This is a genomic window from Rhodopirellula sp. UBA1907, assembly GCF_002337565.1.
In the GTDB taxonomy this organism is placed as follows: Bacteria; Planctomycetota; Planctomycetia; order Pirellulales; family Pirellulaceae; genus Rhodopirellula; species Rhodopirellula europaea.
The window spans coordinates 176609-189213 of the sequence record NZ_DDGH01000098.1 but is presented as its reverse complement, the minus strand read 5'-3'; the positions used below and the strand labels follow the sequence as shown (position 1 = coordinate 189213).

General features: G+C 56.0%; 9 protein-coding genes. 5 read left to right on the top strand and 4 right to left on the bottom strand.

Annotated features, from left to right (window positions below):
* The 4 genes from B2R17_RS24290 to B2R17_RS24275 form a co-directional block, all read left to right on the top strand.
* Positions 1-954 (top strand): phosphatidylserine decarboxylase family protein (locus tag B2R17_RS24290; protein ID WP_286766047.1); only part of this gene is annotated, 954 nt, incomplete at its 5' end.
* A complete protein-coding gene (pssA, locus tag B2R17_RS24285; RefSeq protein WP_008672803.1) occupies positions 951-1901 on the top strand; it encodes a CDP-diacylglycerol--serine O-phosphatidyltransferase in 951 nt (316 codons plus the stop codon). The genes B2R17_RS24290 and pssA, both read left to right, overlap by 4 nt.
* The gene (locus B2R17_RS24280; protein WP_286766046.1) at positions 1898-2989 is read left to right on the top strand and encodes a hypothetical protein; all 1092 of its coding nucleotides are present in this window, start codon (positions 1898-1900) and stop codon (positions 2987-2989) included. The genes pssA and B2R17_RS24280 overlap by 4 nt, the downstream gene beginning before the upstream one ends.
* Positions 2986-4398 (top strand): MBOAT family protein, encoded by a 1413-nt coding sequence (locus B2R17_RS24275; RefSeq protein ID WP_339886817.1) that lies wholly within the window; start codon positions 2986-2988, stop codon positions 4396-4398. Before B2R17_RS24280 ends, B2R17_RS24275 begins: the two co-directional genes overlap by 4 nt.
* 57 nt (positions 4399-4455) lie before the next feature.
* Here the strand turns inward: B2R17_RS24275 and B2R17_RS24270 are convergent, their stop codons facing one another.
* Complete coding sequence (locus B2R17_RS24270) at positions 4456-5367, bottom strand: NAD(P)-dependent oxidoreductase (RefSeq protein WP_286766044.1); 912 nt, start codon at positions 5365-5367, stop codon at positions 4456-4458.
* A gap of 6 nt (positions 5368-5373) precedes the next feature.
* Positions 5374-6429 (bottom strand): hypothetical protein, encoded by a 1056-nt coding sequence (locus B2R17_RS24265; RefSeq protein ID WP_286766043.1) that lies wholly within the window; start codon positions 6427-6429, stop codon positions 5374-5376.
* A gap of 276 nt (positions 6430-6705) precedes the next feature.
* On the opposite strand from B2R17_RS24265, the gene B2R17_RS24260 reads away from it, so the two are divergent.
* A complete protein-coding gene (locus tag B2R17_RS24260; protein WP_286766042.1) occupies positions 6706-7323 on the top strand; it encodes a hypothetical protein in 618 nt (205 codons plus the stop codon).
* A gap of 62 nt (positions 7324-7385) precedes the next feature.
* Here B2R17_RS24260 and B2R17_RS24255 read toward each other — a convergent pair whose 3' ends face one another.
* Both B2R17_RS24255 and B2R17_RS24250 read right to left on the bottom strand, forming a co-directional pair.
* Positions 7386-8693, bottom strand: coding sequence for a DUF1501 domain-containing protein (locus B2R17_RS24255; RefSeq protein ID WP_286766041.1), 1308 nt, complete (start codon positions 8691-8693; stop codon positions 7386-7388).
* Positions 8693-12481, bottom strand: coding sequence for a DUF1553 domain-containing protein (locus B2R17_RS24250; RefSeq protein WP_286766040.1), 3789 nt, complete (start codon positions 12479-12481; stop codon positions 8693-8695). Before B2R17_RS24250 ends, B2R17_RS24255 begins: the two co-directional genes overlap by 1 nt.
* Between the last annotated feature and the right edge of the window lie 124 nt (positions 12482-12605).

Below are 12605 nucleotides of genomic sequence, written 5' to 3'. Positions count from 1 at the left end.
CATCCAATCCCGCCGTCTTCTGATGCGGCGATGTTGGACGAGCCAGCCATGGACCCAGCGCTGAAATCGATCCAGCCCGGTGGCGGAGTGGTGATGACAATCGAGTTGGCGTGGGGCAGGCTCCGGCGAGCTTGGTTGAACGCGGTTCGCCCCAAGTACGTGGCGAAAATGCGGGATCGCCGCCAAGGCCATCGCGGCGAGCTGCCGTTCGAACCGGTCGATTCGCGAGACATGAAATACTATCGCAACCAAGACAGTTATTGGTGGGCAGACGCCGACGACCCGTTCCTGTGGCGAGAATCGCTTCCGTTTGTACGGGTTGGGTTAGCCGAACTGATCATCACGACAGCGGTCTCGCTGGTCTTGGCTCTCTTCGCCGGGTGGTTCTGGTGGCCCCTGGCCGTTCCGTTCGTTTTGGTCGCTGCCTTGGTGGCTTGGTTCTTTCGAAATCCGAGACGCAAAGTGCCTGAAACGATCGGCACCGTTGTCTCGCCCGCGGATGGAAAGTTGGTGGAGATCGTCGAAGTCGACGACCCGATTATCGGTGCGGCGGTGCGATTTGGAATCTTTCTGTCAGTGTTCAACGTGCACGCGAATCGGATCGCGATGCCTGGCAGAGTCGTCCGGGTTCGCTATCGTCCGGGCAAGTTTTTGAACGCACTGCGTTCCGAATCGACCAAAGAAAACGAAAACATGGACGTCGAATTGGAATGTCCGGAAATCGGAGGCCGAATCGTCCGGATTCGGCAGATCACCGGCCAATTCGCGAGAAGAATTGTTTGCTGGGCTCGCGTGGGCGACGTTTTACAGCGCGGAGAAATGTTCGGAATGATTAAACTGGGTTCGCGAACCGAGTTGGTGATTCCTCGCGACGAAGCCCTCGAGATCGTGGCGCAAGTCGGCGAAAAGGTGTGTGCCGGCTCGACGGTGTTCGCCCGATATCAACAAGGTTGATCGAAATGAGCGAACTGAAACCAAGACTGCCAATCCAAGACGACGACAGTGTCGATGACGAATCGGACCTCATCCAAGAGGATGGTTTCGTCGAACGGAAAAAATTTGGTCGTCGACGCCGACGCGGCAAGAAACGTCGTTTGACGCTGGCGGTGTTGCCAACGTTGTTGACGCTCGGAAACGGCGTCTGCGGTCTAGCTGCAATCGCGATTGCCGTCAGTACGGAATCGCTGGATTGGACGCCCGAGTCCAAACTGTTTGCCGCCGGTTTGTTGATCTTTGGCGGCATGTTGTTTGACGCCCTGGATGGCTCAGCGGCTCGGTTGACCGGGCAAGCCAGTCGGTTCGGCGCGGAGCTGGATTCGTTGTGCGATGCGGTCACGTTCGGGGTCGCCCCCGCGGTGATCGTGTGGCGAATCAGCGATGTGTTGCTGCAACGATTGACTTGGGGCATCGGAGTGTTGTTCGCCTTGTGCGTGCTGATTCGATTGGCACGTTTCAATGTTGAAACGCCCGAGGATGATGACCACGAAGGTTTCGAAGGTTTGCCTTCGCCGGCCGCGGCAGGAACGATCGCGGCGTTTGCGATTGCGATTCCGGATTTGGCCGACTTCTCGGTCGGCGAAGCCTATCCCGAATGGATTCATTCGATGGCTGGGCTGGCACTGGATGCATCGCACTATGTGATTCCAACTTTGGCATTGGTGCTGGCGTTTTTGATGGTGTCTCGATACGAGTACCCACACGTGTTCGCACAATTGGTTCGTGGACGTCGGGCACCGCACCAGATTGGACAGGCCTTGTTTGCGGTGGTGGGTTTGTTCCTGCTTCACTGGGTCGCGCTTCCCGTCGTGTTCTGCTACTTCGCGTTCATGTCGCCGATCCGTTCGTTGCTGCAACGCAATTCAAAACCCGCGACATCGACTTCGTCGGTAGAAGGCGGATGATTGCTCGCTGGTTGATCGGTCTGTCGTTGGGCACCCTGATCATCGCAGCGACATCGCCATGGTTTGTGCGCAGCTATGTGCCACGCACGTTCGATGATGTTCGGCAACGTGTCGTGGTCTCACCGGGCGAAGCCTATCGATGGCGAGCGGAAGGTTATGCCACCACGTCAGTTGGTCCGCACGGGATGATGGGCAGGACCGACATGCCCGAATCTGATGGCACGCGAGTTCTGACCCTCGCACTTTGGGGCGATTCGCAAGCGGAAGGTGTCAGTGTCGCCGACGCGGACAAGTTGTGGTATCAGCTCGAAAGTTCGCTTGGCCAACGGGCGGTGAATGGCGAGAAAAGCGGTGTGGACGTGCGAGTTCTACCGTTGGCCAGCAGCGGCGATGACGCGAGCTCGTGGAGGCGGCAGATGCCGTTGGTTGAGCGAGAGCTAAACGTGGACGGGCACGTCCTCTTGCTCTGCGAAATGGTTGATTTGATGGGGACGGTTGAATCCTTCGATGCGCCAGCCTCGGTCGATTCAGTGGACCTTTCCGCAACCAATAGCCTGGCGAATTGGGCGCCGGACTTTGCCATTAATGCCGGACGAAACTTGTTGACTGATCCGCAGACAACCGAGCGTCGTCGACTGAGGTTCCGCGTTGGCCCGAATCCAATGCCCGCGCAGCCGACTCGCGTGACCTTTCAAAAAGAAACGGATCGAGTCGCGGCGGAAGGCTGGATTGTTGAAAACCTCAACGCGATTCGCGCTGCAGCAACAAAGCCCATTTGGATTGTCTACGCACCTCGGTGCCCATTGGTCATGGACGGCAAGCTTCGCGTGGATGATCCAGACGGTTCTCTGTGGGGCATTGTCGAGCGGAACGCGGATTCAAATTCGTTCGAAGTTATCGATTGTCGTGACACGTTTCGAGATTCGGTTGCGAGTGGGGTATTTCCACACGGCTTCCACAATGGCCGGTTTGGAAACGGGCACCTCAACGCGGTCGGATACCAACTGATTGCGATGGAGTTTGCGAGACATTGGCGCGATGCGGGATCGGGAAAACTCCCGGATGAATCACCCGGAGTGGCCGAGTGAACTTCACGCAGTTGGAATTCCTATGTTTCTTGATACTGGTGGTGTCAATTGCGTGGACGCTTCGCGGTCGCGTCGCACGCAACGCGTTTTTGTTGCTGGCCAGCTACTACTTCTACGCGTACTGGGACATTCGTTTCTGCGGGTTGTTGTTGCTTTCGACAGCGGTGGACTTTGTCGTCGCCAAGAAGATCGCGGCGAGTGAAGTTCACGCGATTCGCAAGCGTTGGCTGATGTGCAGCTTGACCGTCAATCTCGGCATGCTGGGCCTGTTCAAGTACTTCAATTTTTTCTTGGAAACCGCCGAACCGTTGGTGCGAGCGATTGGTTTGGATGCGTCAACGTTGCCCATCGTATTGCCGGTGGGAATATCGTTCTTCACCTTTCAAACGCTCAGCTACACCATCGATGTCTACCGTCGAAAGATGAAGCCAACAAGCAGCGTGCTCGATTTCGCGTTGTACGTTTCGTTCTTTCCGCAGTTGGTGGCTGGGCCAATCGTTCGTGCGGCGCACCTGTTGCCGCAATTGGCGGTGACTCCGAGTTGGAACTCCAAGCGGATGTACAACGGAGCCCAGCAGTTGCTAAGAGGTGCGGTGAAGAAGGTCTTGATCGCCGATCATCTGGCCGACTTGGTCGATGGCGTTTTCGCGGGGCCGGAACTCTATCACCCGGTGACGGTTTGGCTGGCTGTGTTGGCTTATGCGGGGCAGATCTACTATGACTTTTCCGGCTACAGCGACATGGCGATTGGAATCGCAAAGATGCTCGGGTATCGGTTCCCGGTCAACTTTCGGCATCCATACCTATCGACGTCGGTCAGTGAGTTCTGGCGTCGCTGGCACATCACCTTGTCGAGTTGGTTGCGCGACTATCTCTTCATTCCGTTGGGCGGATCACGCGGCACGACTTGGAACACCAATCGAAATTTGTTGATCACCATGACTCTCGGTGGGCTTTGGCACGGTGCCGCGTTGACCTTTGTGAGTTGGGGCGTTTGGCACGGAATTGCACTCATCGTGGCTCGATGCAGTCGACTGCGGCTACCGAGATTTGCAGGATGGTTTGCGACAATGAGCGTTGTCTTGTTCGGCTGGGTTCTTTTCCGCGCGACATCGTTTGAGAACGCGATGGTGGTCTATCGCGGCATGATTGGTCACACGACGCCGCTAGCTGTTCCCGGAACCGAATCATGGTCGGTGGCAGGGGCAATCCTGTGGCTGCCGCCATTGCCGCTGTTGGCGTTGGCGTGCATGGTCGTCGATCACCTGGTCTGGCGAACTCACGGACGTCGGTGGATGCGATTGCCGGCGGATCGGTGGTTCAGTCCCGTTGCGACCGCGATGATGATTTGGGCGTTGGTGCTTTATGCCCCTCGGGGATTTCGGCCGTTTGTCTACTTTCAGTTCTGAACCAGACATCCCGAACGGCTAGCGTTCAATCCGATGCCGTTTGGGTTACTGTAATTTTCACCGTTTGAGCCAATCGATTCCCGAAAGATTCGCGATGGCGAGTGCCAAGGCGTGCGTTCCGTCACGTCCATGCCCTTGTGCCGCAACGGCCTGATAGAGCTGTTCTGCCAGAGCCAATCCCGGCATTGAAAGATTCATTGCTCGGCACTCGGCGAGTGCGATTCCCATGTCTTTGATGAAGTGTTCGACGTAGAAGCCGGGATCGAATTGGTTGTCGATGATTCGCGGCCCCAAGTTGTTCAGTGACCAGCTTCCCGCGGCACCGGATCCGACCGATTGCAGAACCGTCGGCAAGTCCAATCCGGCTTTGTGTCCGTAGACCAACGCCTCGCAAACACCGATCATGTTGGTTGCGATCAAGATCTGATTGACCATTTTGGTGTGCTGGCCCGCACCGGGGCCGCCCTGATGGACGATGGTCTTGCCCATCAATTCCAGGCAAGGCTGCACCTTTGCAAGTGCTCGGCCACTGCCGCCGACCATGATGGATAGCGTTGCATTTTTTGCACCCGTGTCACCGCCGGATACGGGAGCGTCGAGCGAGTCGACTTCTCGGCGAGCCGCTGCTTCGGCGATTTCAACGGCCAGCGATGGTTGGCTGGTCGTCATGTCAACGATCACATTGCCTGGATTGCAGCCCGCCAGGACTCCAGTTTCTGGATCCAAAATGACATCGCGAACGTCGTGGGGGTAACCGACGATCGTGAAGATCAAATCGCTGCTTTCCGCGACCGCCCTGGGTGTCTTCACCCAAGTTGCCCCGCGAGTCAGAAGCGGTTCTGCTTTCGCGAGTGTTCGAGTTGTCAGGGTGACTTCATAGCCGGCGTCGAGCAGATGGCCGCACATGCTGGCCCCCATCACTCCCGTTCCAACCCATCCAATTTTCGGGAGCGATCTGTCGTCGGCCATTTGCTTTCACTTTGCTGGAAGAGGAATTCGCAAGATGCGGTGATTGAAGCTGTCAGCAATGTAAAGTTGATCGCCGCGAACGCAAACACCGTGCGGTCGACGAAGTGTGTAATCGCCCAGATTCAGCGTCTGCACGACGTCGGTTTCTGGATCGTAAACCCGGACCAAGTGGTTGACATCGTCGGCGATGTAAACGCGTCCATCCGGGGCGACGTCCATGTGCTTTGGCCCGTTGAAGCTGGCCTGTTTCGCATCCCCGTCGGCGGTTCCTTTTTTGCCACTGCCAGCGAGCGTCGTGATGTCGCCGTTTGATTCGACGCGTCGCAATCGGTTGCCATTGCGTTCCAACACTAGCAGTTTACGCTCGCCGTCCAAATCCACCGCTCGCGGATCTTTGAGTTTCGTTTTTTGGCCAGCGATGATGGATACCATTCCCGACGATAGGTCGAGCGACCGAATGACTTGGTTTCCGATGTCAGCAATCAGCAACCGATTTTCTTTCGCATCGAGTGTGACCGAGATTGGTTCGTGAAAAGTTGCGTCGCGGCGATCAACATTATCCGGCGCGGGACCGCGTTTGCCATTTCCAGCGTAAGTGTCGACGCCCCACTTACCGTCCTCGTTTTCCATCAATCGTCGAACCGAGTGATTGGCGTGATCGGACAGATAGAGCACGTCGTTTGAGTCAATCACCAAGTTGTGCAGCTTGTTGAACCTCGCCGATCGGGCGGGGCCGTCCACGTATCCAAGTGCGTTGGGGGCAGTTGCCGATTCGGGACCAGCGATCACGCGAGGGGCGCTAAAATCATTGGGTTCGCAAAGCAACACGCGTCCGCCATCGAACTCGACGATCCACATGCGATTCTGCGAGTCGAATTCGACAGCAAAAGGTGTCCGCAACGGTCCAGGATCGGGCGCTTCCTCGGGAGCGGGTTCGGTTGGACCGATTAGGACCTCAACCGGTAGTGAAGGCATCTCACCAGCTGTCGAGTTGTTGGCAAACAATACCAGCGTGTAGACGGTCACCACCAACGAACAGCTACGAAACGGAAACGACGTCATGAGAATCTCGGGGCAAGAAAGGAGGCTTTTGAGGAACGGCAATGAAACAGGTGTGACGGATGAATGGCACGGTCGGTAGTTTAGCGACTGGGTGTTGAATAGTTGACGCCAGCACCGAAGGAGGCAGGCCGCTATTGAGATGGAGGACAGTTCAGTGGTTTGTTGATCGTAAATCGCGAGGATGGCTGCAATGAGTTCCACAACCACCGAAAGCTGTAGTAAAACGTAGGCTAATCGGTAGTTACTCGCTCTCATTCATCAAAACAGGCGGACCCAGTGTCAGATACACCTCAAGATTCAGCGAACCAACCTTCTTCACCTCAGCCCAAGAGCAGTGGAGGTGGCCACAAGGGGCTGTTCATCACACTTATCGTGATTGCCGTCGTACTTGCGGCATTCTGCTATGAAACCTTCCTCGCCCCAGCGAACCTTCAAGCTGGCTTTGACAAGGTCGCCGAGGCACAGTTTCAAAGTCTGGCGGACAACAAGACTCTGTCAAATCTCGACGTGCGAGAGGTGTTGGGCAAAGAACCTTCTAATACCTATGAAGAGGGCGATGAGTACGTCGAGGTGTTTCATTGGATGGGTGGCATGATTGTGAATTCGCATAAACTGTATGCGGTCTATCGAAAGCAGGGTGAGGATTGGACGTTTGTTCGCCACTCGTTGAAGCCCAAGAAGGTGACTGATGAGCAGACCATTGTCATTGAACCGGACGCAATCGAGGGAGATTCGGAAGTTCCCATGGATACCGCGGACAGTAGCGGACCGGCTGACGAACCGAACGGAGAAGATGATTCCTCCGCGGACGACCAACCCGTCGATGACGACAACAGCGAATCTGGAAGCGATTCGGAGCCCGTAACTTCAGAAGAAGTTGAAAACCAAACATAGTGGTTTTGCACAACGGATCGAAGTCCAGGCCTGTTACGCTGTCATGGTCATCGGCAAATCGGTCAGACAAGCAATGATTCGATGGGCTTGCCGTTGTCAGTGATTGGAATGGGACGGTCGCCGTCATAAAGCAGTTTTTGGGGATCGATCCCCAATGATGCGTGAACGGTGGCGAATAGATCCGGAACGCTGACGGGCGATTCGACGATGTTTTGCGAGAGTTCGTCCGTCAGTCCGTAGGCTCCGCTGTGGTTCAGGCCGCCACCGGCCAGGACACAGGTGAAAGCCTTGCCTTGGTGGCCGCGACCGCCGCCCGCGTCGAAGCCTGGTGGACGTCCAAATTCAGACGAAACCATGATCAAGGTTTTGTCCAGCATCGAGTGCTTTTCCAAATCATCGATCAACGTGGACATAGCGGTATCGAGGTCGCGAATCAGTTCGTGTTGTTTGTTGATGCCATCGTTGTGGACATCCCAACCCGTGCCGTTGATGAAGTTCAGGTTGTGAGACACTTCCACAAACCGAACGCCTCGCTGGACCAAGCGTCGAGCCAGCAAACATCGTTGACCAAATTCGCTGCCGTATTGATTGCGAAGTTGGCCGCTCTCATTTTCCAGTTCGAACACTTCTCCGAACTCCGGACCTGACAATCGCAGCGACTGTTCGATGACCGAATCGTAGTTTGCGACAGCCGAGTCATTTTCGTAGCGTCGTCGTGCCGATGCTCTTGTGGCGCTGAGCAGTTGCTCGCGTCGAGATTGACGTTCGGCATCGATCCCGTGCGGCAGTGACAATCCGGACGGTCCTTTGCTGGTATCCGTCAGATATAGGTAACCACTGGATGCACCCAGGAATCCCGGGCCACGAGTCACATTGGGATAGCCGATCAAGACATACGGAGGAACGCTGGAATCTGCTGCACCGAGTTCGTGTGCAACGACGCTGCCTAGTGACGGGTAGGTGACTGTTCCTGTCACAACACGACCGGTGTGCATTCGGTTGGTCGCCGCCGCGTGTTCATCAATCACGTCGTGGTGCACCGTACGCACGGCCGTGACGCGATCCATCCGTTCGGCAAGTCGTGGCAGGTGTTCACAAACGGAAACTCCGCGAACGGCCGTGTCGATCGATTTGTACAGCGAACCCGGTTTTCGAGCCTTTTGGTCGCCCAATCGTTTGGGATCAAACGTGTCGATCTGCCCCATGCCGCCACCAAGCCAAATCGAGATGACGTGTTCGGCTTTTCCGAATGGCGTGGCGGCCTTTGATTCATTGGCTCGCAACAATCCATTCACGCCAGCGGATGACGCGGCAATGGCGGTGCCGCCTGCTGCAACGTTTTGCAGCCAACTTCGTCGAGATTGCAACATCAGGGGATCCAGATGAATTCGGGGGAATTGAGCAACGACCAAATAACGTCTTCGTAGTTCTGACGCCACGTCGAACGCAAACGTGAATCGGGGGCATCGCCGTGAACGGCTCGCTGTTCTAGTTCGAGTTTGATGCTGTTGGCACGGTCGGCCAAATGGTTGGACCAAGAGACATGCTCGAGTTCCGGGAGTGGTTTTGCGCGTTGACGGTGAGCCATCGGAACGATCCGGTCATCAAAGCCATCACTCAGCACATTCGCGAAGAGTTCACGTTCGTCTTTGGTAGGTTGGCGTGACAAAAACCGAACGAACAGTGATTCGGTCAGCGAGTTTGCCGAATCCGATTGCACGGCCAAGTCAGCTAGCTCGCTGTCTTCTGAGGCCGCGACCGTCCAGGATGCAAAGACGGAATTCCCAACCGCTCCGGGTTGCAACACGTTCGGGGCTTCGTCTCGGCGATCGATAGCCGATTGCCGCGAACCGGTCCAGCCGAATGTTTTCATCACATCAACGATCACGCCCGCACGCGGGAACGCGAGGCTGGGACGGTCGCGTTCATTGGACAACGTCGTGAACTCCCACGCTCGTTCGGGAGCTTCCAAATGAATCATGGTTTGTGGCGGTCGGCGGGCTTCGGGATCGAACGTCAGTGGTTCGACGTCCAAGGGGCGTCCAGACGAGACCACCATCGAATCGATGATTTGTTCGGACGACATGCGGCGACGATCGGGAGCCTCGAAAAAGCGGTTGGCCGAATTGACTGGATCGTTTTGGCCGACAGCTTCGCGTTGATAGACTTCGGTTTGCATGACTGTGCGAACCAACTCTCGAAAGTCATAGCCGCTGGCAACAAAATTTCGTGACAACCATTCCAGCAATTCCGGATGGCTGGGTGTCGCCTTTTCCCAATCACCGAGAGGCTCCACAAAACCGGTACCGATCAGTCGTTGCCAAACGCGGTTGACGATGACTTTGGCAAAGCGAGGGTTCTCCGGAGTCGTCACAGCGACCGCCAGCTTTTCACGGGCATCGGAAGGTTCCCGCATCCATCGATCCAGTCGCGAGGTATCGACGAGATCGCTGAAGGGCCAGTTTGGTTCAACCACTTCGCCGGGTGGCAAAGTGACCTGGATCAAGGAGGCCCGGCCAGGATGGTCCTCAAAGAAGGCGGCTGGAACGCTGCTGCTCGCGGGGACCTTCAGTTCCTTTCGAGCCAACATGGCGGCCAGTGAGTACAAGTCTTCTTGAGTGGTGGAGTGATAAGGTGAATCGTGGCATCGAGCACACTGCAAATTCATACCCATGAAGGCTGAAGCGGCGACGATGCAACGTGTTGCTTCGGGAGCATCATTGTCGGCCGCCATCCCGAATCCGGCGCTGCCGCCTTCGTAGCGACTGCCATGCAGCATCAACAATTCCGTCGCCATTCGATCGATTGGTTTGTTGTCGATCAATGAATCGTGCAAGAAGAACCGGAACGGCCCAGTGTTGTTGAGCGAAGGTTTCAACAAGTTGGGGTTCTCGGCGAGCAAGTCTTGCCAGAAGCTGACCCAGTGATCGGCGACCTCATCTCGCTGCATCAAAACTTTGATCAGACGCTGACGTTTGTTTTCGGCGGTGTCAGTGACGAATGCGAGATACTGCGATTCCGTTGGCGGCACTCCGATCGAGTCCAAGTAGACGCGGCGGACGAATGAATCGTCGTCGACCAATTCCGCATCCGCTATTTCGACGGTGTTTGTTTCGTCGGACCAAGTCGCACCTGAGGAGATCCAACGGCTGAGGATCGCGATTTCTTCGTCGGGAATGGCCTCCGATGGAGGCATCCGTTCTGATTCGTCGGTCGAGCGAATCCTTCGCATCAATTCGCCAGCGTGTGGGTCGCCGGAAAGCAGAAGCGTTTCACCTGAATCGCCGCCCGCACGGATCGCTTCGGCGGAACTCAATTGCAAACCGCCTTCGCTGTCTTCGTCATGACAACGGAAGCAACGTTCTCGCAAAATTGATTGTGCTTGCAGCGACAAAGTTTGGGATTCAGTATTCGCGTCGATCGATTTTGCGTTGTTTCGATACGCTTCGATCTTTGCGGTCAGGAATCGGTCAATGGGGTGAGCAGCCTGCTTGGAGTCCTCTGGCACGGTCGGAGGTTCGACTGCGGCAAGCGACTCGATCCACTCATTTGCTCTCGCGTGACGTTCGTCCCAATAGTCATTGTGTGCAGCGGCACGACGCCGCCGAGTATCGATGTCGTGTGCATCGAGAATCGATTCGACTTTTGCCAATTGCTTGTCGATGACTGCGTCGGTGATCGGTTGACGCGTTTTTTCGTTTGCGAAGTCGGATGAAAGCAACCAGAACGGCCCCGTTCCGTTCAACTGCACGGCGACCATGGTTTCATCGGGTTCCGCTCGATATCGAGTGCCGCCAACGATCGTTTCGAGAATGAGTCTTTTGTTGCCATTCTCTTTGACAGAGTGCTCGGCAATTGTTTCTTGCACCCCATAAGCCAGACGCCTCAAACCGGCCCCCGGTCGTTCCGGCAATGGTTCGACTGGATTGTGCCCATCGGTACGTCCGTTCTGCGGGCCGATCGCTGCGATTTCCTCGTCGTTCATCCATAGCCGGGACAAACCTCGCGTGCGAACGAGAAAACGATGGTCACCCGCGGGAATCGACAGCTCAGTTCCCACACGCAGGTAGACGGCTTTCGAATAGGAATCGCGAATGCCGTGCGAGTCGTACTTCTGCGGCAATCGCGAAAGCAGCATGGGTGCCTCGATGGAAAGCGATTCACCTTCGTCGGCTTTGACAACGGGCCATTTCGTGTGCGTTGGGATGTCGTCCTTCCACCACCAAGTGACTTTGCCAGGGGACAGCGACAGTTCCGGTGGTTTGGGACGCGGTGGGGGCGGAGGATTCCAGCAATCTTTCAGATCCTCGTCTCGAAGCAGCTTTCGAGAGACGGTCAGATGATCGATCCAGCCTCGGAAGCTGGATGAATGCTGACCTCCCATGGACGAACCGATCCAAACCGGAGCGTCATCAACGACAGGGTTCTGCTTTGTCGGTCCGCCCATGTCCCACTTCCCAGCGACCGGCTTCCCGTTCAACCAAGCTCGGACACTTTTGGGTTCGCCGAATCGGTAAGTGACAGCAATGTGGTTCCAGGTCGCGGTCGATTCGATGCCTTCGTTAGACGTCCAGCGGTGCCAAGGTGTATTGCCAGAGACTTCCGGTGTTGCGAAAAGTAGGCTGATCCGGCTGCTGCCGTTGAGTTGCCGCAAACGCATTGCCCAGTTCTGATTGTTGGATGCGTACTTCTTCTCGTGAGTGCGTCCCTTGCCGATGATGTAGACGTTTTGGCCTTCGCCTATATCGTCGATCTTGACGATGGCTTGAATTGACAACGCGTCTCCGTTTTCAAAATCCCACTGCGAACCGCTGCCTGGATCATCGATGACCAAGCGTTCGCCTTTGCCATGAAATTGAGCCGACATGTTGCCGGGTTGAGCTTCCGCGTATTTAGGAGGAACCGGTCCAGGAACGTTCCACTTGATGGAACCATGAGCGCGAATGTCCAGCTGGGAGGTTGTCGTTGATTCCAGCTTGGTGAAGTCCAATGCTGCCACCGTTTCGCTTTGGCTCGTTTGTTGAGCAAACGCTGACACGGAAAGAAGCTGTGCCGCGATCAGGGCAGCGAAACTGGCAACGTTGATACAACAGCGGCGAACGTTGTTGCGCGACCAAGCGTGATCACACGCTCTCGTTGTGATTCCAAACGAAAACATGGCAATTCGGGGTGGGATGGGGAGGCGGGAGGGGCCAATCTGTCAGATCGACACACCCACTATAGACTATCCGGTCCCCCCGTGCGCACTCCAACGTGATGATCACCGCCACTACGTCTCGATG

Excerpts from the sequence above, each read along its gene's own strand:
- B2R17_RS24280 (WP_286766046.1), top strand. The coding sequence starts at position 1,898 with ATGATTGCTCGCTGGTTGATCGGTCTGTCGTTGGGCACCCTGATCATC.
- B2R17_RS24270 (WP_286766044.1), bottom strand. The coding sequence starts at position 5,367 with ATGGCCGACGACAGATCGCTCCCGAAAATTGGATGGGTTGGAACGGGA.
- B2R17_RS24250 (WP_286766040.1), bottom strand. The coding sequence starts at position 12,481 with ATGTTTTCGTTTGGAATCACAACGAGAGCGTGTGATCACGCTTGGTCG.
- B2R17_RS24255 (WP_286766041.1), bottom strand. The coding sequence starts at position 8,693 with ATGTTGCAATCTCGACGAAGTTGGCTGCAAAACGTTGCAGCAGGCGGC.
- B2R17_RS24265 (WP_286766043.1), bottom strand. The coding sequence starts at position 6,429 with ATGACGTCGTTTCCGTTTCGTAGCTGTTCGTTGGTGGTGACCGTCTAC.